18 protein-coding genes are annotated in these 20,192 nt (G+C 68.4%); 15 read left to right on the forward strand and 3 right to left on the reverse strand.

The window, feature by feature from the left end:
- The first annotated feature begins 23 nt into the window (after positions 1 to 23).
- On the forward strand, positions 24 to 407 hold the full coding sequence (locus ACFVV5_RS01345; protein WP_387237774.1) for a hypothetical protein: 384 nt from the start codon (positions 24 to 26) through the stop codon (positions 405 to 407).
- Between the two features lie 48 nt (positions 408 to 455).
- Here ACFVV5_RS01345 and ACFVV5_RS01350 read toward each other — a convergent pair whose 3' ends face one another.
- Both ACFVV5_RS01350 and ACFVV5_RS01355 read right to left on the reverse strand, forming a co-directional pair.
- Positions 456 to 1,466: an aldo/keto reductase family protein gene (locus ACFVV5_RS01350; RefSeq protein ID WP_387237777.1), complete on the reverse strand. Its 1,011-nt coding sequence runs from the start codon at positions 1,464 to 1,466 to the stop codon at positions 456 to 458.
- Positions 1,467 to 1,629: 163 nt separating this feature from the next.
- Complete coding sequence (locus tag ACFVV5_RS01355) at positions 1,630 to 2,766, reverse strand: DUF4185 domain-containing protein (protein ID WP_387237780.1); 1,137 nt, start codon at positions 2,764 to 2,766, stop codon at positions 1,630 to 1,632.
- Between the two features lie 196 nt (positions 2,767 to 2,962).
- Here ACFVV5_RS01355 and ACFVV5_RS01360 point away from each other — a divergent pair, with 196 nt between their 5' ends.
- The 14 genes from ACFVV5_RS01360 (at position 2,963) to ACFVV5_RS01425 (ending at position 18,485) form a co-directional block, all read left to right on the forward strand.
- Positions 2,963 to 3,994, forward strand: a complete 1,032-nt coding sequence (locus tag ACFVV5_RS01360) for a LacI family DNA-binding transcriptional regulator (protein WP_387237783.1) — start codon at positions 2,963 to 2,965, stop codon at positions 3,992 to 3,994.
- A 157-nt stretch (positions 3,995 to 4,151) separates the two neighbouring features.
- Positions 4,152 to 5,132 carry an ROK family protein gene (locus ACFVV5_RS01365; RefSeq protein ID WP_387237786.1) on the forward strand — a complete coding sequence of 327 codons (981 nt, stop codon included), beginning with the start codon at positions 4,152 to 4,154 and terminating at the stop codon, positions 5,130 to 5,132.
- Positions 5,129 to 6,904 (forward strand): class I mannose-6-phosphate isomerase, encoded by a 1,776-nt coding sequence (locus tag ACFVV5_RS01370; protein ID WP_387237788.1) that lies wholly within the window; start codon positions 5,129 to 5,131, stop codon positions 6,902 to 6,904. The genes ACFVV5_RS01365 and ACFVV5_RS01370 overlap by 4 nt, the downstream gene beginning before the upstream one ends.
- 149 nt (positions 6,905 to 7,053) lie before the next feature.
- On the forward strand, positions 7,054 to 8,313 hold the full coding sequence (locus ACFVV5_RS01375) for an ABC transporter substrate-binding protein (RefSeq protein WP_387237791.1): 1,260 nt from the start codon (positions 7,054 to 7,056) through the stop codon (positions 8,311 to 8,313).
- A complete protein-coding gene (locus ACFVV5_RS01380; RefSeq protein WP_387237794.1) occupies positions 8,313 to 9,188 on the forward strand; it encodes a carbohydrate ABC transporter permease in 876 nt (291 codons plus the stop codon). The genes ACFVV5_RS01375 and ACFVV5_RS01380 overlap by 1 nt, the downstream gene beginning before the upstream one ends.
- A gap of 10 nt (positions 9,189 to 9,198) precedes the next feature.
- Positions 9,199 to 10,023, forward strand: a complete 825-nt coding sequence (locus ACFVV5_RS01385) for a carbohydrate ABC transporter permease (RefSeq protein WP_387237797.1) — start codon at positions 9,199 to 9,201, stop codon at positions 10,021 to 10,023.
- A gap of 18 nt (positions 10,024 to 10,041) precedes the next feature.
- A complete protein-coding gene (locus tag ACFVV5_RS01390) occupies positions 10,042 to 12,180 on the forward strand; it encodes a hypothetical protein (RefSeq protein ID WP_387237801.1) in 2,139 nt (712 codons plus the stop codon).
- Positions 12,177 to 13,397 (forward strand): SGNH/GDSL hydrolase family protein, encoded by a 1,221-nt coding sequence (locus ACFVV5_RS01395; protein ID WP_387237804.1) that lies wholly within the window; start codon positions 12,177 to 12,179, stop codon positions 13,395 to 13,397. The genes ACFVV5_RS01390 and ACFVV5_RS01395 overlap by 4 nt, the downstream gene beginning before the upstream one ends.
- A gap of 40 nt (positions 13,398 to 13,437) precedes the next feature.
- The gene (locus ACFVV5_RS01400; RefSeq protein WP_387237807.1) at positions 13,438 to 14,310 is read left to right on the forward strand and encodes an SMP-30/gluconolactonase/LRE family protein; all 873 of its coding nucleotides are present in this window, start codon (positions 13,438 to 13,440) and stop codon (positions 14,308 to 14,310) included.
- 2 nt (positions 14,311 to 14,312) lie between these two features.
- Positions 14,313 to 15,257 (forward strand): DUF4432 family protein, encoded by a 945-nt coding sequence (locus tag ACFVV5_RS01405; RefSeq protein ID WP_387238787.1) that lies wholly within the window; start codon positions 14,313 to 14,315, stop codon positions 15,255 to 15,257.
- Positions 15,257 to 16,072, forward strand: coding sequence for an SDR family NAD(P)-dependent oxidoreductase (locus tag ACFVV5_RS01410; RefSeq protein WP_387237810.1), 816 nt, complete (start codon positions 15,257 to 15,259; stop codon positions 16,070 to 16,072). Before ACFVV5_RS01405 ends, ACFVV5_RS01410 begins: the two co-directional genes overlap by 1 nt.
- A 74-nt stretch (positions 16,073 to 16,146) precedes the next feature.
- Positions 16,147 to 17,214: a mannonate dehydratase gene (locus ACFVV5_RS01415; RefSeq protein ID WP_387237813.1), complete on the forward strand. Its 1,068-nt coding sequence runs from the start codon at positions 16,147 to 16,149 to the stop codon at positions 17,212 to 17,214.
- A gap of 108 nt (positions 17,215 to 17,322) precedes the next feature.
- The gene (locus tag ACFVV5_RS01420) at positions 17,323 to 17,706 is read left to right on the forward strand and encodes a hypothetical protein (protein WP_387237816.1); all 384 of its coding nucleotides are present in this window, start codon (positions 17,323 to 17,325) and stop codon (positions 17,704 to 17,706) included.
- A 293-nt stretch (positions 17,707 to 17,999) separates the two neighbouring features.
- A complete protein-coding gene (locus tag ACFVV5_RS01425) occupies positions 18,000 to 18,485 on the forward strand; it encodes a hypothetical protein (RefSeq protein ID WP_387237819.1) in 486 nt (161 codons plus the stop codon).
- A 51-nt stretch (positions 18,486 to 18,536) separates the two neighbouring features.
- On the opposite strand, the gene ACFVV5_RS01430 is transcribed toward ACFVV5_RS01425, so the two are convergent.
- A complete protein-coding gene (locus ACFVV5_RS01430) occupies positions 18,537 to 20,060 on the reverse strand; it encodes an ATP-dependent DNA ligase (RefSeq protein ID WP_387237822.1) in 1,524 nt (507 codons plus the stop codon).
- Positions 20,061 to 20,192 lie beyond the last annotated feature (132 nt).

Consider the following 20,192-nt stretch of genomic DNA (forward strand, 5'->3'; position numbering starts at 1 on the left):
CCCGAATCGAAGGACGAACGATCATGACGTATACAGCTGACCCTTCTGTCGACCCCGACGCGGCCGCTTCGCTCGCGCACGTGCTGCTCGAGTCGGAGATCGAGGCGCGCATCGGCGCCGTCCGCGAACTCGCCCGGCAGCGCAATGTCCTCCACTCGGCGCTCGCCGCCTACGAGGAGGGCTGGCACTCGGCCGTCAAGGCCGGCTGGACGGTCGAGCAGCTTCAGCAGATCGGCCTGAAAGAGGCCGAGCACGAGAAGCCGGTCGACGCTCGTCCGGCAGCCGACGAAGCCGACCTCCCGTATGCTGCGCCGGTGACCCTCCACACCGAGTTCCGGTCGGACCCGATCACGGCGCCGAGCTACCAGTCGTTCGCCGGCCCGGTCGCGGTTCCGTTCAACAGCTGACCGAGCCGACGAGGCGCGGCTGACCGAGACGCGAAGAGGACCTGTCCGTCAGGCCTCTCGCGTCGCGGGCGACCGCTCGAACGTGCGGGAGGCGTCGCGCTCGACGACGTCGCCGAGGACTTCGTCGATCCGTCCCACGAGCTCGGCGGGGATGGTGACACCCGATGCCTTCACGTTCTCGACAACCTGCTCGGGTCGCGAGGCCCCGATGATCGCGGTCGCGACGTTGTCGTTCTGCAGGACCCACGCGACGGCGAGCTGGGCGAGGGTGAGATCGAGCTCGCGCGCGATCGGGGCGAGCTCCTGCACCCGGGTGAGGACGTCATCGCCGAGGAAGCGCTTCACGGCGCCGGCGCCTCCCCGCTCGTCCGTGGCGCGGCTTCCCGCGGGCAGAGGGGCTCCGGGCGCGTACTTGCCCGTGAGCACGCCTTGCGCGACGGGCGACCAGACGATCTGCGAGATCCCGAGCTCCTTGGAGGTGGGAACGATCTCCTCCTCGATGACGCGCCACAGCGCGGAGTACTCCGGCTGGTTCGAGATGAGCTGGATCTTCAGCTCCTTCGCGAGGGCGGCGCCGGCACGGAGCTGGTCTGCCGTCCACTCGCTCACGCCGATGTAGAGGGCCTTGCCCTGCCGGACGACGTCGGCGAAGGCCTGCATCGTCTCTTCGAGCGGCGTCTCGTGGTCGTAGCGGTGAGCCTGGTAGAGGTCGACGTAGTCGGTCTGCAGGCGGGACAGCGAGCCGTCGATCGACTCGAGGATGTGCTTGCGCGACAGTCCCACGTCGTTGTGGCCTTTGGGTCCGGTCGGCCCGAAGACCTTGGTGAAGATCTCGAGGGACTGCCGGCGCTCACCCTTCAGGGCTTCACCGAGAACGGACTCGGCTGCTGTGTTCGCGTACACGTCGGCTGTGTCGAAGGTCGTGATGCCGGCATCCAGAGCGGCGCGCACACAGGCGGCCGCGATGTCGTTCTCGATCTGCGATCCATGCGTGAGCCAGTTTCCGTAGGTGATCTCTGAGATCTTGAAACCGGATCGGCCCAGATACCTGAACTGCATGGCGTTCCTCCTGAGAAGCAAAAAATGGGTGATGGTCGCGACTGCGCGTGGGGGTGACAACAGCCTATAGGATCGCGTGAATCGATTCAAAGAGCAGATGTGACGACGACGGAACGCCCTGCGTCGTTCGTGACGCAGGGCGCTCCGCCGTCTCGGGGATGGATCAGCCGGTGATGCGGACGTCGACGTCGACGTAGCGCGGACGGTAGTTGTCGACGTTCGAGTAGACGTCGGCCGTGTCGAAGCTGTTGACGTTGTACGTCACCAGCAGCGTGTCGCGATCGCCCAGCTCCGGATGCGCCTTCGCGTTGTAGGTGAAGACGTTGCCGGAGGTCTCGGGGGTCGTGTAGAGCACGGTCTTGTTCAGGAACGGCCCGGTGAGGGCATCCGATCGGTACATCACGGCCTTCGCGCTCAGGGCCTCGGTCGTGTCGCCGGTCACCAGGGTGTACTTGCCCTGGAACTTGGTGACACTGAACTCGTTGGCGACACCGCTCATGATGCGCGCCGACGTCGACTCGTCGGCCGACCATCCGGAACCCGTCCAGAACTGCCACGACCCGGTCGTGAGGTGGCCGGTGCGCACCCGCGAGAGGTGCAGGTACTTCGTCGCTCCCAGGTCCTCGACGCCGTAGACGTAGGTGTATCCGCCGTCCTCGTAGATGGCCGAACCCCACTCGACCAGACCGGCCGGGCGCTGCGTGATGCCCTCGAAGCGCATGCTCGGCAGCGAGAACGATGCGATCGCGGTGCGCTGGAACGCGAAGTCGAACGATCCCGTGCCGGTCTTGGCGAACTCGAGCAGTGAGACCCGGAGGTGGTTTCCTTCGACCGTCCCGTCGCCGAACCAGTACCAGTCCTGGCCTTCGTCGCCGCCCGGAACCCGGACCAGCGACTCGGGAGCCGCGGCCGTGCCGCCGGTGTGGGTGGTCAGCGTGCCGTGGTCGTCGACGACGATCGAGTTGTGGATGAACGGCGAGTCGGTCGGGCGCGAGTGGTCGGCGTTCACCGTTCCGAGGAACGTGTCGGAGTACAGCCAGGCGATCTTGCCGCCGGGAAGCGGGACGCTGTAAGCCGAGTCCGCGCCGGTCCAACGGCCGGCGGTGTCGCCGTAGGTGCCGAGTTTCTGAGTCAGCGGCTGGTCGACGGTGGCGCTGGTGGTGATCGTCTCGGCGCCGCCGGGGTGGGCGGCGGGGCTTCCCGCGGGTGCGGCGAAGGCCGCGAGCGGGGTCGTCGCGGCGATGGCCGCCCCGAGGAGTACTGCTGTCGCGGCACGGAGGTGGGCGCGATGGAACGTCATGATTCTCCGATCGTGTCGATCGGCCATCCGAATGCCCGGACGGCTCTGTCCAAAGATGAAACGCTGCTGATATCGTTACCAACGTGGGTCAAGCTACACCGATGCGACCGCGCTGTACAGCAACAATCCGCTGCGCGAATGCCGACCGGTAGTAGGTTGAGTCCCGACCGACGCGGCCGTCAGACGAGGAGCGAGCATGACCACTACTCCGCTGAGCGGTGCGGCCAGGCAGCCGACGATCAGAGAAGTGGCCGCCCTCGCCGGCGTGAGCCCGATGACTGTCTCGCGCACGCTCGCCGGCGGCAAGAATGTCCGGCCGGATGTGCAGGACCGGGTGTTCGAGGCCGTGCAGTCGCTGGGCTACCACCGCAACGAGAACGCGCGGAGCCTTCGTCCCGGCCAGTCGAGCGGGCTCGTGGGAGTGGCGATCACAAACCTGGGCAACCCGTACTACGGAAACTTCGCGCTCGGTGTCGAAGAGGTCGCCTCGCACTACGGCCGCCGGATCGTGCTCGGGAACACCGGGGAGGACGTCGGACGCGAACGTCAGCTGATCGCCGACTTCATCGGACGGCAGGTCGAAGGGCTGATCGTGGTGCCGTCGGGCGGCGACGACGCGCACCTGCAACGTGAGTCGCTGCGCGACACCCCGCTGGTGCTCGCCTCCCGCACCGTGCCGGGAGTGACGGCGGATGCTGTCGTGCTCGACGACATCGGCGGCGCCTACCGTGGCACCTTGGCCCTGCTCGACGCCGGGCACACCCGTGTCGCGTACCTCGGCAACGTGACGAGCGTGTTCACCGGGCAGCGCCGTTTCGAGGGCTACCAGCGAGCGCTGGCCGAGCGCGGCATCCCGCTCGACTCCGAGCTGGTGAGGCGCGGGCAGCAAGACGTCGAGACGGCCAGTGCGGCGATGAGCGCCCTGCTCGACCTCGCCGAGCCGCCCACCGCGGTCTTCAGCGCCAACAACCGCAACTCGATCGGTGCGCTCCAGGCGATCGCCGCCCGGTTGCGGGCGGACCCCGACGCGATGCGCCCGTCCATCGTCAGCTTCGACGACTTCGAGCTCGCCGAGCTGATGCCGGTGCCGGTGACGGTCGTCGACCACAATCCCCGCGAACTCGGCCGGGAGGCCGCGCGGCTGCTCTTCGCCCGTCTGCTCGAGGCTCCGGATGCTCCAGCGCACGAGGTCGAGATGCCGACGCTCCTGCGGGTGGCCCGCCCGTAGCAGGCCGCCCGCCCTATGGCGGAGCGCAGGGTGAGAGGCGCGCATCCGGCGGGGAGCTGCGGCGGCCGGATGAGGGAGCCGACTTGACGACAGGTCGGCGATGTGCGCTATGGTAACGATACCAACCACGACGATGTCGCCGACAGAAGGAGAGACGATGACTGCATTGTGCGTCGACTTCGGCGGCACCGAGATCAAGCTGGGCCTGCTCGACGGCGGCGAGATCCTCGCCGCGACCGCCCTGCCGAACACCGGTCGCGAAGCCGATCTGGAGACCGTGCGCGTCGCCGCGCTCGAGCTGGCCGGCCGCGCCGCCGCGCGCATCGACGGTGTCGGCATCGCGCTGCCCGGCGTGGTCGACCGCACGCGCGGCTCCCTGGTCGCAGCCCACGACAAGTACGACTGGGCGACCGGACGCGACCTGCGCGCCTGGGCCGCTGAAGCATTCGGCGTTCCGGCGCTCGTCGAGAACGATGCACGTGCGGCACTGCTCGGCGAGACAACGTACGGCCGCGCGGCCGGAGCGACCGACGCGGTGCTCGTCACGCTCGGGACCGGCATCGGCACCGCGGCGATGATCGACGGCGTGCTCCTGCGCGGAGCACGCGACCACGCGGGCATCCTGGGCGGGCACATCACCGTCGACCTCGACGGGCCGCCCTGCAACTGCGGCAACGTCGGATGCGCCGAAGCCGTCGCGAGCACCTGGGCCCTGCAGCGCGACGCCGCCGCCGACCCGGACCTCGCCGCAGCCCTGGCCGGAGACCCCGCCGCCGGAGACCGCGCCTACGGCGACGCCACCGGCACCGCCGCCACAGGCGCCACCGCAGCCCGCCCCGGCCTCAAGGAACTCTTCGAGCACGCCGCAGACCCCCGCGTCGCGCCCACTGTCGACCGCTACCTCCGCGCGTGGGCCGCTGCCATCGTCGGCCTCTGCCACGCGTACGACCCGAGCGTGGTCATCGTCTCGGGCGGCGTGATGCGCTCCGCAGAGTTCGTGCTCCCCCGCCTCACCACGCTCGTCCACGAGCACCTGTGGTCATCGTCGTACCGCCCGCCGCTGGTCACACCTGCGGCGCCGGAGCACTCTGTGCTCCTCGGCCTGTCGGCCGCCGTCTCCCGAAAGGACACTCCGTGACGTCATCCCCTTCGAGCTACGACAAACAGCCGTCCGTGCCGCTGCCCGCCGGCAGCCGCGTCTGGCTGGGCGCCGAAGCGTGGCAGCAGCTCGACGAGGCTGCTCGGGCGGCCGCCGGCGACCGCGCGCCGATCGTGGCGGTCGACTGCTACCCCGGGGTCGACGTGGCCGCCCTCGTCGCGGAGCTGAGCGAGGCGCTTCCGGCGTACGCGGTGATCGACATGGAAGGCGCCGCGAAGCCGATCGAGCAGATCGACTCCCTCATCTGCCGCTCGCTCACCGACGATCGCGTCTTCGGCGTGATGAGTCACTTCACCCTCGACGAGTTCTACGTCGAAGCCGAGCTCGACGCCCTGGCCGATACTGTCGTGGAGACCGCCCGGCCGACGATCCTGGTCGGCTGGGGCGCGGCGCTCGTCCCTGTCGAGTCCGACATGCTCGTGCTGGCTGACCTGGCCCGCTGGGAGATCCAGCAGCGCCAGCGACGCGGCGCCACGAACTGGCACACGGACAACGCCGGCGAAGACAAACTGCGCAAGTACAAGCGCGGCTTCTTCGTCGAATGGCGCACCGCCGACCGGCACAAGCGCACGCTGTTCGACCGCGTCGACTTCGTGCTCGACACCAACTCGAGCATCCGGAACGCCGGGCTCATCACGGGCGATGCCTTCCGCGGCGCACTCGCCCGGGCCGCGGCCGCACCGCTGCGCGTGGTGCCGTTCTTCGACCCCGGCGTCTGGGGCGGTCAGTGGATGAAGGAACGCCTGAACCTCGACCCGTCCGCCGACAACTACGCCTGGTGCTTCGACTGCGTGCCGGAGGAGAACTCGCTGCTGCTCGAGGCCGACGGCCGGGTGGTCGAGATTCCAGCGATGGACCTGGTGCTCACCCAGCCGCGCGCGCTGCTCGGCGAGAAGACGTTCGCCCGTTTCGGGGCGGAGTTCCCCATCCGGTTCGACTTCCTCGACACGATGGAGGGCGGCAACCTCTCACTGCAGGTGCATCCGCTCACCGACTACATCCTCGACACGTTCGGGATGCACTACACGCAGGACGAGAGCTACTACATCCTCGACGCCGAGCCCGGCGCCCAGGTGTATCTCGGCCTCAAGTCGGGCATCGATCCGGATGCGATGGTCGCGGCCCTGGAGGCGGCGACCGATGGCGAGCATCCGTTCGTCGCCGAGGACTTCGTCAACACGTTCCCCGCCCGCAAGCACGACCACTTCTCGATCCCGGCCGGCACCGTGCACGCGTCGGGCGCGGACGCGATGGTGCTGGAGATCTCGGCGACGCCGTTCATCTTCACCTTCAAGCTCTGGGACTGGGGTCGGGTGGGCATCGACGGCATCCCGCGGCCGATCCACCTCGACCACGGTCGCAAGAACATCCAGTGGGATCGCGACACCGAGTGGGTCGAGGAGAACCTGATCGACCAGGTCGAGCTCGTGCGCGAGGACGAGGATGTGCGCGAAGAGCGCACCGGGCTGCACAGTCTCGAGTTCATCGAGGTCCGGCGCCACTGGTTCGACAGCGAGGCGCAGCTCGACACCGAGGGCACGGTCAACGTGCTGAACCTCGTGGAGGGCGACGTCGTCGAGGTGGCGAGCCCGACGAACGCGTTCGAGCCCTACCGCATCCACTACGCAGAGACCTTCATCGTGCCCGCATCCGTCGGGCCGTACCTGATCCGCCGCACCGCAGACTCGACCAGCGAGACTTTCGCCACGGTCGCAGCCTCGGTGCGGGGTACCCGCACCACCGATAACTGAACACAGTCCGCACCACAGCACCACAACAAGTCCGCGTCCTTGCAGGGCACTAGGAATCCTGCTAGCTTTGCTTGCGGTATTGGTAACGATACCAAGCAGGTGGGGGCGCAGGTACGGCCGAACGGCCGTACCCGAACAAAGGAGTTCAGATGAACAGAAAACGCACCATCGGACTGGTCGCCTCCGTGCTCGCGACCGGCCTCCTGCTTGCCGGATGCTCCGGCGGGGGCTCGAGCACCGCGACGACCGGAACCCTCAAGTTCTACACGGACAAGGCCGCATGGAAGCCGCAGTTCCAGTCTCTCAACCCTACGTCGCAGAAAGACGTGAAGATCAGCCTGAACACCACGGGCTACTCGGATGAGAACCAGTACCAGGCGTTCGTGAAGCAGTCCTTCCGCACGCAGCAGAGCCCGGGCCTCTTCACCTGGTCCACCGGCGACTCGCTCAACCAGATCGTCGACCAGAAGCTCGTCGCCGACACCTCGTCGGTCTGGAAGCAGGCGATCGCCGACGGCAACGTCAGCAAGGACCTCGAGAAGTACTACACGGTCGACGGCAAGCAGTACTGCGTGCCGATGAACATCGCGTACTGGGTCATGTACTACAACAAGAAGATCTTCGACAAGTACGGCATCCAGAAGCCCACCACCTGGCAGGAGCTGATGGATGACGCCGCGAAGCTGAAGAAGAACGGGGTCACGCCGTTCTACCAGACCAGCACCCTCTTCACGTTCCCGTGGTTCGAGACGCTGGTCGCCGGAACCGACCCCGCCCTCTACAACGGCCTCGCCGACGGCTCGGTCAAGTACACCGACCCGAAGATCGTCGCGATCATGAACGAGTGGCTCGCGCAGGAGAAGAAGGGCTGGTTCAGCGACGCCGGAAGCAAGACCGATCCGGCCCAGATGCTGAAGCAGGGCGACATGGCCATGATCAACTTCGGCACCTTCTTCGGCGCCTCGCTCGACGGCGTCGGGATGAAGGCCGGCAGCGACTACGACTACTTCATCATCCCGAAGGTCGACCCGAGTCTCTCGAAGACGCCCGTCCCCGTCGAGACCGGACCGATGTGCGTCGCGCAGAGCTCGAAGCAGAAGGATCTCGGACTCGCCTACTCCAAGTGGTGGATGAGCCCGAACGCCCAGACCGCCTGGAGCAACGCGCGCGGCGACGTGCCGTTCAACCCGAAAGCCGAGGCGAAGGACGCCGGACTCAAGAAGCTCGGTGAGGATGTCGCTGGTGGCGACTACCAGCTGGTGACGCGCTACTTCGAGGCAGCGCCGACCCCCGTCCTGAACGTGGCGCTCGAGGAGTTCGGGGCGTTCTCGGCCAACCCGGGCAACCCGCTGCCCCACCTGCAGAAGATCCAGGACGCCGCCGACAAGTACTGGGCAAGCAAGAAGTAGTGAGCGACAAGAAACAGCAGTACCGCTGGGCCGCCCGGGGTTTCGTGACCCCGGGCGTGCTCCTGGTGGCGGTCCTCCTCTACCTGCCCCTGCTCTGGACGGTGTTCCTGAGCTTCACCGACTACAACGGCCTCGGCGATCCCACCTGGACCGGCTTCTCGAACTACATCGAGATGTTCGAGGACCCCGACTTCCTCAACTCGCTGTTCAACACCCTGCTCTGGGTGGCCGGCACTCTGATCATCCCGGTCGGCCTGGGGCTGATGCTGGCCCTCCTCACCTGGAACCTCAAGGGCGGGGTGTGGCTGCGTCTCCCGTTCCTCATCCCCTACGCGATCTCCGGCATCGGCGTCGGCCTCATCTGGTCGTTCGTGCTGCAGAGCAACGGAGCCCTCGACCAGGCACTGCACTTCTTCGGCGTCGGGAGCACGCCGCGATGGCTCCTGGATGCTCCGCTGAACACGGTCGTCATGATCATCGCCGCCGCCTGGCAGGGTGTCGGCGTCAATGCGCTCCTCTTCACGATCGGACTGCAGTCCATCCCGAAGGAGCCGTTGGAGGCCGCACGGCTCGACGGCGCCCGCGGGTTCCGGCTCTTCGGCAGCATGCTCTGGCCCATGCTGCGGCCCCTGACCACCGTGGTCATCGGGTTGTCGATCGTCGCCAGCCTGAAGACCTTCGACATCGTGCTCGGAATGACCAAGGGCGGACCGGGCCGGGTGTCCGAGACGCTCGCCCTCACCATGTACAACGACACGTTCGTGAACAGCCAGTACGGCCTCGGGTCGGCGATCGCGGTGTTCCTCACCGTCGTGACGCTGCTCGCGAGCATCCTGTACCTGCGCCAGCAGCTGTCGAAGAAGCACGAGATCTAGGAGCACCCCGATGGCATCGACCGCATCCCGCGCGTGGCGCACCGCCGTGCTCGTCTTCTTCGGCCTCATCTGGCTGCTGCCCGTCTACCTGCTCGTGATCAACGCGAGCAAGTCGCCGCAGGCGTACGACTCCCGCCAATCGTGGATCCCGAACGGCACCGACCTCATCAGCAACATGGTGGAGGCCTGGAACCTGAGCAACCTCGGCGACAGCCTGACGAGCACGGTGATCTACTCGATCGTGTCGCCCGTGATCGCCGTGCTCGTCGGGGCCGGCGCCGGGTTCGCGATCGTCGCGCTCGGCCTCAAGCACGGCTTCTGGTGGTTCGTCTTCATCTTCGGCGGAACGGTGTTCCCGCTGCAGATGGTCCTCCTGCCGTTGTTCGACGGCTACTCCCGCACCGGCCTGTTCGACACCCAGCTCGGAATGATCCTCGTCTACACGGCGATCTCCATCCCGTTCTCGGCGTTCGTGATGCGCAACTTCTTCACCGGCATCGCGCACAACGTGTTCGAGGCGGCGGTGGTCGACGGCGCCTCCAGCTGGCGCATCTTCTTCCGCCTCTACCTGCCGATGGCGTCGAGCGCGCTCATCGCGGTGTTCATCCTGCAGGCCACCTTCATCTGGAACGACCTTCTCCTCGGCCTCACCCTGAGCCAGTCCGACAACGTCCGGCCCATCGTCACGACGCTGGCCGGCATGCAGAGCACCTACGGCGGCGCGCAGCTGTCGACCGTGCTCGCGGCGGGCATCCTGGTGTCGCTGCCGACGGTCGTGCTGTTCCTCTTCACGCAGAAGTTCTTCTCCCGCGGTCTGGCCCTCGGCCAGTACTGACCTCAGCTAGGAGCATCCATGCCCCGCACCATCCCCACCGTCGACGACCTCGCCGCCGATGTGATCACCCACCACTACGACGACCTGATCGCGCCGCCCGGGCTCACGAACTTCCTGGGCACGACCGTCGTCGGGCACGACCTCGCGTCGTTGCAGGCCGTGACGTTCCCGCCGGTGTCGCAGGGCCTCGCCCAGACCGGTGCGCTGTTCGTCGACGGGCGCGTGTTCGAGTCGTTCGGCATCCCGATCGCTCACGCCTGGCGGCCCGACCGCGTCGTGCGCAGCGCGTCGGTCGACGGGCTCGACCTCGAGACGACCACCGTGTGCGTGCCCGGCGAGACGGCGGTCGCGATCGACGTGCGCGTCACGAACCGGGGGAGCGAACGACGTTCGGTCACGCTGACCTTGGCGGTCAACGCCCGGGTCGTGCAGGCCGAGGGCGCCTGGGGCGACGCCGAGTCGCCGAGCGAGCGCAACGAGGTCGAGGTGGATGCCCGGGGCGACCGCCTCGTCTTCGCTTCGTCCGCTCAGACCGCGTGGAGCATCCAGGGCCTCGACCGCCCGTCGCGGGCCGCCAAGAGCGCGGTCCCCCCGACACCGGTCGACGAGTTCGAGGTGGGGATCGGCGGCGCCGGTCGCGGCGGCGAGCTCTCGACCGTCCTCGAGCTGGCGCCGGGGGAGACCGGCCGGTTCGGCTACGTGCAGGCGATCGCGACCACCCGCGACGAAGCCGAGGCGGTGTTCGCTCGAGTGTCCTCCGACGTGCCGGCTGCCGTCGCCGCCGCCGAGACGATGTGGAACGACCAACTCGAAGCGATCTTCACGCCGAACAACAGCGAATACTCCGGCCACCTTCCTGCGCTCGAGACCACCTCGGACACGCTGCGCCGCCTCTACTGGTGGGGCGCGCTCGGCGTCATCTGGTTCCGCCGCGAGTTCGCAGGCAACGTCCACGGCCGCAGCTACGACACCCTGATGCCCAACTACTGGTCGACGACCACGTTCATCTGGGACTACAGCCTCAGCTCGGTCGTGCACTCGATGCTCGACCCGGAGGAGATGCGGCGGCAACTCCGGCACTGGATCGCCAGCGACATCCACACCCATTTCGGCACGTCGTCCCTCACCGGCGGCGCTGTCGGCCGCTGGTACTCGGTCAACGACTACGCCATGACCCGGCTGGTCGACGACTACGTGCGTCACACCGGCGACCTCGGCTTCCTCGAGGAGCTCATCGGAGCCGGCGACCGCGAGGCCACCCGGGTCGCCGACCACGTGGTCGAGTGGGCCGAAGCCTGGAAGGGCCTGCGGAGCGCGAGCGCGCTGGCCGACTACGGCGAGATCGACAACCTGCTCGAATGCGTCAGCTCCTACACGCACGAGGTCGCGAGCCTCAACGCCGCGAACGTGTGGAACCTGCGGACGGCTGCGGGCATCCTGGAGCGGCTCGGCGACACGGCCGGAGCCGAACGCCTACGCACGGAGGCGGAGCAGCTGCTGCCCCAGGTCCTCGCGCTCTACCTCGACGGCACCGGCCATTTCGCCGCCGGGCAGCCCGACGGCACGCGCATCCCGGTGAAGCACTGCTACGACTTCAACGTGGTCGGCACCACTATCGCGGCCGACCTCGACCCGCGCATCCGCGAAGAGATGGTGCGCTTCTTCCAGCACGACCTGCAGACCGACAACTGGATGCGCGCACTGTCGCCCTGGGATCCGGATGCGAGCTTCAGCGTGCGGCCCGACCACCAGTGGAACGGTGCGTACCCGGCGTGGCCGGCCGACGCCGCCCGCTCACTGTTCGCGCTCGGCGCGGAGGACGTGGCACTGCCCTGGCTCGACGGTCTCGTCCGCTCCACCAATCAGGGGCCGGCCGGACAGGCGCATTTCGTCGAGGAGGCCCTTCCCGGAATCAACGGGGGCGCCCGCAAGGCTCCGCCGCAGCTGCCCTACATCAACGACTGGGCCTGCGCCTCGTCGGGCGCCTGGGTGGCGATGATCCTGGAGTCGGTGTTCGGCGCACGCGTCGGCATCGACGGCACCGTGACGGCCGGCGGATGCGCGACCCGGCTCGACCCCGAGGCCACGCTCACCGGATTCCGGGCGGGCGGCCGCAGCTACACGATCCACGCCGACGGGCGTGTGGAGGAGGAGTGACGGGCGAGGCGGTGGTCGGCGCGGTCTCGCTGACGGATGCGCGGCTGACCGACGTGCCGCTGACCGACGTGCCGCTGGAAGGCGGCCCGGCCGAGATCCGCGGCGCGATACGTGTCGAGCGCACCGTGCGTGGCGGACTGCTGGCGCGTCGCCTCGGTGCCGCCCAGTGGTCGCAGATCCCCGACGACTTCATGCTCGCCTCGGTGTCGCAGAGCGCGGGCATCCGGCTCGCCTTCCGCACCGCGGCGACCACGCTCGAACTGGACGTGCTCGCCACCAAGATGATCGAGAGCGAGACGGCGCCGATGCCGGATGCCCTCTACGAGCTCGTCGTCGACGGCGCGCTGGTGCAGGCGCAGCCGTCGTCGGCCGGCAACCGGTTCGTCTTCACCTTCGAGCGGCCCGAAGCGTACATCGTGCCCGGCGAGCCCGACACCCTCCGCTTCGACGGGCTGGCGGCCGGCCCGAAAGACGTCGAACTGTGGCTGCCGTACAGCGACGAGGTCGAGCTCCTCGCCCTCCGCGCCGATGCACCGGTGGAACCGCCCGCGCCGGTCACCACCCTGCGCTGGCTCCACCACGGGTCGTCGATCAGTCACGGTTACGTCGCCACGCGCACGACCCGCACCTGGCCGGTCTCCGCGGCACGGGCATCCGGGGTCGAGCTCACGAGCGTCGCGTTCTCCGGCAACGCGATGCTCGACCAGCTGACGGCGCGAACGATGCGGGATGCGCCCGCTGACGTCCTCAGCGTGAAAGCCGGCATCAACATCGTGAACGGCGACCAGATGCGGCTCCGAGTGTTCCGCACGGCGGTGCACGGTTTCCTCGACACGATCCGGGACGGGCATCCGGATGCTCCGCTGCTGCTGATCTCACCGGTGTTCTGCGGGCCCGTCGAGCACTCCGCCGGTCCGACCATCCAGGACCCGAGCCGGACAGACCCGTGGACGATCTCGGCGGGCACCCCGGAGGAGGTCGCCGAGGGCAAGCTCAGCCTCTCAGTGATCCGCGCCGAGCTGCAACGGATCGTGGGCGAGCGGTCGCAGACCGACCCGAACCTGCACTACCTCGACGGCCTCGAGCTGTACGGCGCGGCCGACAACGAGCGCCTGCCGATGCCCGACAACCTGCACCCGGCCGACGATGTGCAGCAGCTGATGGGCGAGCGGTTCGCGCGGCTCGCCTTCGGACCGCACGGCCTGCTCCGGGGTTAGACGACGACGTCCGGGCTCAGACGACGAGGAGGGTGCGATCATGACGAGGGTGAAGCAGTATCCGGCTCCCGAGGTGGTGGTCCGCGCTCAGGCGGCCGTCGGCGAAGGGCCCGTGATCGACGAGCGGAGCGGACGGCTCTGCTGGGTCGACATCGAGAACGGGCTGCTCTTCGAGACGGACCTCGAGTCGGGAACGACGACCTCGACGCCGACGGGAACGACGCTCGGCGCGGCGCTCCCCCGGGAGACCAATCCCGGCTTCGCGGTCGCCGTCGCCGACGGGTTCGGGATCCTCGATGACGGCGGCCTGAGCATCATCGACCCGGTGCTGCCGGAGCCGTATCGGAGGATGAACGACGCGGCGTGCGATTCGCGCGGACGCCTCTGGGCGGGGAGCACCCATCGCGAGTTCGTACCCGGCGTGGGCGCGCTGCACCGGTGGGACGGCGCGGGACCGAGCGAGATCGTCGCCACGGGGCTCACGCTTCCCAACGGCATCGGGTGGAGCCCGGACGACACGCGACTGTATCTCGCCGACAGCATGACCCACGAGCTGCTGGTCGCCGGCTACACCGCCGAGAGCGGGGAGATCGGCGAGTTCGAGACTCTGTGCCGGATCGAGGCCGGCCTGCCCGACGGTCTCGCGGTCGGCGCCGACGGCTGCGTGTGGATCGCCGTCTGGGGCGCATCCGTGGTGCAGCGCTACACGCCGGCCGGCGAGCTGATCGGAGAGTGCGCGCTGCCCGTGACGCAGGTCTCCAGCTGCGCTTTCGGGCACGACGGCACGCTCTACATCACGTCGGCGCGCTCGGGCCTCACCGAGAAGGAGCTCCGTGCTCAGCCGCTCGCGGGATCGGTCTTCGCCGTCGCCACCGACACCGGGGGCGCGCCCGTGCACGCCTTCGCGGGGTGACCATGTCCCTCATCCGGCTGGAGACCGAGGCGATCCGCGCCGACATCGACCCGGGTCGCGGCGCCGACATCCTGTCGCTGGTCGACGTCCGCACCGGAATCGACCTCCTCTTCCGGACGCCGTGGCGTTCCCATGCCGACGCTGTGCGTGCGGGCCGTGCGCCCTCGACCGCGGATCCGACGGCTGCATGGCTGGAACAGTACCGGGGCGGATGGCAGACGCTGTGCCCGGTCGCCGGAGACCCGCGCAGGGTGCACGGCGCACCGGTCGGGTTCCACGGCGAGGTCTCCATCGTCCCGTGGTCGGTCGATGAGGTGAGCACTGCCCGGGCGCGGCTGCACGTCGAGCTCTTCTCCGTTCCGGTCAGGATCGACCGCGTGGTGGAGGTGGACGGGGCGACGATCACGGTCACCGACATGCTCAGCAACGGCTCGGACGTGACGATCGAGCTCGACTACGTGCAGCATCCGGCGTTCGGAGGGGTCTTCCTCGATGGCCCGTGCGTCATCGAGACGGGCGCCACGCGTTTCGTCAGCGATCCCGAGCGTGCGACGGCGCTCGCCGCCGGAGCGGAATTCGAGTGGCCGAACGCCGTCGACCCGACCGGCGGCTCCGTCGACCTCGCCGCCGTTCCCGGTCCGGAGACCCGGCGGGAGCTCTTCGGCTGGCTCGGCGGATTCACCCGCCCCTTCGCGTCCATCGTCAATCCGCACCTCGGCCTCGGTGTGCGGCTCGACTGGGACGGCGAACTGCTGCCGTACGCCTGGGTGTGGCAGGAGCTGAACGAGACGGCGTCGTTCCCCTGGTACCGGCGCGCGCGGGTGCTCGCGATCGAACCGGCCAGCGTCCCGACCAGCGGACCCGACCGCACGAGTACGCTTCGCCTCGGGCCCGGCGCATCGACGCGCATCCCGCTCAGCATCACCATCGAAGACAGGAGGGCATGATGCCCGAACAGGACGGGCGCGTCGCCCTCGTCACCGGCGGCTCGCAAGGGATCGGCCGAGGTGCGGCCCTCGCCCTCGCGGGCCAGGGCGCAGCGGTCGTCGTCCATGGACTCGACCTCGCCGGTGCGGAGCAGACGGCAGCCGAGATCGCCGATGCGGGCGGACGTACCGTCGCGGTCGCCGGGCCGATCGACGACCCCGAGACGAGCGAGGCCGCCGTGGGCGCGGCGCTCGAGCACTTCGGAGCGCTCGACATCCTCGTCACGTCCGCGGGCATCCAGCGGTACGGCGATGTGCCGTCGACCTCCCTCGAGACCTGGAATGAGGTCTTCGCGGTCAATGTGACCGGAGTCTTCCTGGCGGCGCGGGCGGCCCTGCCTGCATTGCGAGCGAGCGGTGCGGGCGCGATCGTCATCGTGTCGTCGGTGCAGGCGACCGCGACCCAGACCCAGGTGGCCGCCTACACGGCGAGCAAGGGTGCGCTGATCGCGCTCACCCGCTCGCTGGCGGTGGACGAGGCGGCGCAGGGCGTGCGCGTGAACAGCGTCAGCCCGGGTTCGGTCGACACCCCGATGCTCCGGGCATCCGCTGTGCTGTTCGGCGAGGGCGCCGAGCACGACGTCGAGGACGTGCTCGCGAACTGGGGCACCGCCCACCCGCTCGGCCGCATCGCGCGCGCCGACGAGATCGGCGAGGTCGTATCGTTCCTCAGCAGCCCGCGGGCCAGTTTCGTCACCGGCGCCGAGCTGCGGGTCGACGGAGGCCTCCTCGCCCGCCTGGCCGCAGCCATCCCGCCTTCGACCACTACCGCCTGACCACCAGCGCCTGAGCCCACGCGTCTGACCCAACCCCTGGCTCCCCGCGAGCCGGCGCCGAACGGAGGAACACGATGATCCAACTGAGCGAGATGCTCGCACCACGGCCGGAGCCGCTCTGGAAGCTGGTCAAGCAGTGCGGGGTCGACACCGTCGTCGCGACGCTGAACGGCGCCGAACAAGACCAGCGGATGTTCGCCTCGGTCGGCAAGGACGGCTTCGTCGGGGCGGCTGCCGACGACACCCCGTGGAGCGAAGCGGCGATTGCGCGAGACATCGAGACGTTCGCCGACCACGGGCTGACGACCATCGCGATCGAGGACACCGCGCCGATGGACAAGGTCAGGCTTGCACAGCCCGGCCGTGACGAACAGATCGACAACGTCATCACGCAGGTGCGGGCGATGGGTCGGCTGGGCATCCGGACGCTCTGCTACAACTGGATGGCCATCTCGAGCTGGGGACGCACCAGCACCGACACCGTCGGCCGCGGCGGCGCGCTCGTGACCGGGTTCCGTGCCTCCGACTCCGAGGGGCTCCCCCCTCTCGCCGAGGCCGGCGAGGTGACCGAGGAGCAGTTGTGGGCGGGGCTGCAGTACTTCCTCGACGCGGTCATCCCGGAGGCCGAGGACGCGGGCGTCCGCCTGGGGATGCATCCGGATGACCCGCCGCGGGCGATCGGACGCAACGTCCCGCACATCATGCGCTCCCCGGATGCCTACCGGCGGCTCATGGCGTTGAAGCCGTCTCCCAGCAACGCGATCACGTTCTGCCAGGGCAACTTCGCGCTGATGGGTGAGGACCTCCCCACCCTCATCCGTGAGTTCGGAGCCCGCGACCAGATCGCGTTCGTGCACTTTCGCGATGTGCGCGGGACGGCGGACGACTTCGTCGAGACGTTCCACGACGAGGGCCAGACCGACCTGCCCGAGTGCATGCGGGCGTACGCCGAGATCGGCTTCTCCGGTCCGATGCGCCCCGACCACGTGCCGACTATGGAGGGCGAGACCAACGAGCGCCCCGCGTACGGCACCCTGGGCAGACTGTTCGCGATCGGCTACATCCGCGGCCTCGAGCACGCCGTCTACGGCAAGCCCTCACGCAGACGAAGCGAGCGGGCTGCGGGTACTCAGCAGCGTTGAAACGGCGGCACGGAAGGCTGTTTTTGTGGTCGCAATCAAGTAGATTTCCAGTAGATTTTCATTGGATTCAGCGCGCCTCGGTGTTAGTGTGCTGGTGAGGTGATTCCGATGAACATTGCTGTGACGGCTCGCAACGCCCATGCGGCTTCCGCAAAGCTGGGCATCCGAGAGATTACGAGGCGCTTGAACTCTGCCCTCGGGGCGACTCTTGTCGCGTCGTTGGCTGGCAGCAAGGATCCCAAAATCAGTTACAAGTGGGCGCGCGCTGATGGCCCCGAGCCGAAGAACGAGGCGGTGCGCCGCCTGCAGTTTGCACACACCCAGTGGCTTGCGATCACTGCGTCTGAGGGTGAACACGTCGCTCGATTGTGGTTCATCGGGTCGAACCCGCTGCTCGATTACGACACCCCGGTGGATGCGATCCGAGAGAACCGGTTCAAAGAAGCGGCGGCGGCGGCTGCTGCCATGGTGGAAGATGGCTTCCTCGGGTGACTGATCGGCTAGATAAGGCCAGCGGACTGCGTCTGGTTAAGAGTCCAAGCACGCTGGTGCACCGGGTGGCCAAATCGTCCTACGGACCCATGAGTCCGCCCGTTCGCAGCGGCTCGAAGCGACGGAGGTGGAGCCGGTGGGATACGCCCGGGCGAACCGTCTACGCGTCGGATAGCGCTGCGACGGCATACATTGAGGCGCTGGCGTGGGCGCACGAGGAAGCCGTCGCTCATGACAGAGCCATTCGGAAGACGGCTGAACTGTTCGGGATTTCAGCCAAGAAGGCCCGAGCAATGGTCGAAGACGACTGGCTGAAGGCTGGGAACATGCAACCGGGGTGGTTACCAACGGTTTGGCGTGATGGCCGGAGGATCTACGAAATCACCTTTCCTGATGGCTGGTGGGTGGACGTGGCTAGCAGCGACACGTTGTCGACCGTCTCCGCAGCCCTCGAAGAAACACTCCTCAAGTGGGGTATCACCGGCACGTTGACGTTGTCGGAGTTGACGTCGAGCGACCGAAAGCTCACAACGCGCATTGCGACCTGGCTCCGAGAAGAAGTCACCCTGGACGACGGCTCGCAACCGCTCGGTATTCAGTTCCCCTCGAAGTACGGACGCTCGGGCGAGGCCGCCGGAACCTCGTGGGCGTACTGGATGCGGGCGGTCGACGCGGGACTGTCGAAAGAGCCCGCGGTAGTGGACAACGGCTTGCCGATCGAACTGTCCGATCCCGATTTCAAACACGCATTGCGGTTCCACCACATCGAATCTCGCTGAACCGCGCCGCGCGGGAAGCTACCGTTCGCCTTGCGCGACGGCTGCGTCCGACTACTCTCGCAGCAGGCCGCGCAGTGTCTGGATGGTGTCGGCGTCGGCCGGCGGCTTGTCGTCTCGGTAGCGCTTGACCCGCGCGAACCGCAGTGCGATGCCGCCCGGGTAGCGGCTCGAGCGCTGCACGCCGTCGATCGCGATCTCGACCACCGTCGTCGGCGCCACCCACACCGTGCCGGCTGTGCGCCGCACCTCGATCTGCGGGAAGTACTCGGTCTGCCACCGCAGCAGTTCGTCGGTGAGCCCCTTGAACGTCTTGCCGACCATCACGAAATCGCCCGGATCGCCGAACTCGCCCGTCGGGTCGAGTGCGCCGAGGTGGAGGTTCGAGAGCCAGCCCTGACGCCGGCCCGACCCCCACTCGCACGCGAGCACCACGAGATCGTAGGTGTGGACCGGCTTCACCTTGATCCAGCTCGAACCGCGACGCCCCGCCGCATAGGGCGAACCGATCGCCTTCACGACGACGCCCTCCTGACCGGCGGCGAGGGCGTCGCGCGAGACGCGCTCGGCCACCTCGGGGTCGGCGGTGACCTCTCCGGGGATGCGGTGGGCGCCGGCGACCCGCTCGAGTTCGGCCAGTCGTATCGCGAGGGGCTCGTCGAGCAGGTCGCGACCGTCGACGTGCAGCACGTCGAAGAACCACGGATGCAGCAACGTCTCGCGCGCCGCCTCCGCGCCGAAGCGCGACATCGTCTCCTGGAAGGGCCGCGGTGCGCCGTCCTCGTCGAGTGAGAGGGTCTCCCCGTCGAGGATGATGTCGTGCACGGGCAGGCGCCGCACGACGTCGACCACTTCGGGCACCCGGCGGGTGATGTCCGCGAGGTTGCGGGTGAAGACACGCACGTCGTCGCCGGCCCGATGAACCTGGATGCGCGCGCCGTCGAGCTTGTATTCGACCGACGCCTCGCCGGTCGTTGCGAGGGCAGCGGACGCGCTCGCCGCCGTCGCCGCGAGCATCGGGAGCACCGGCCGCCCCACCACGAGCCCGACGGCGTCGAGCTCCGCCGCGGTGCCGGTGAGCGCGAGGCGAGCGGTCTCGCCGAGGTCGCCGGAGAGCATCGCTGCGCGGCGCACCACGTCGCCCGGCCGGTCCGCAGCGCGCGCGATCGCGTCGGTCAGCACCCCTTCGAGCGCTCCCGTTCGCATCTCGCCCAGCAGCACCCGGCTCACGAAGTCCTGTTCGCGAGCGGTGGCGCGTGCGGTGAAGTCCCGGAGCTCCCGGCTGCGATCCGCGGCCGAACCGGCGCCGGAGGTCGTGGCGAGCCGGTCGAGGAACGCATCGAAGTCGGCGACGGTGAGGCTTGGGGCGTCGGCCGGGTCACCCATAGCGGAGGCGAGACCCCTCCAGCCGACACCCACGCGACCCCGCCGCGGCTTGCCGACGAGGAACCCGACGGCGGGCGCGATCTCGTCCGGCTCGAGCGCCGCGAGCAGGGTGGCGAGCGCATCCACCTTGGCCAGTCGCGACCGGGTGGATGCGACGGCATCAGCAGTGTTCACGAGCTCGTCGAGCAGCACGCCCCCAGTCTCGCACCAGGGTCCGACGAAACGCGCTCCGGATGCTTCCCGCGTGAGGGTAAACATTTCGGGCTACCCGGACCCCGGATCAGCGAATCGTCCGGGTGATGCATTGAAACGCATCTTCCCAAG

It is taken from the genome of Leifsonia sp. NPDC058248, assembly GCF_042881905.1.
GTDB lineage: Bacteria > Actinomycetota > Actinomycetes > Actinomycetales > Microbacteriaceae > Leifsonia.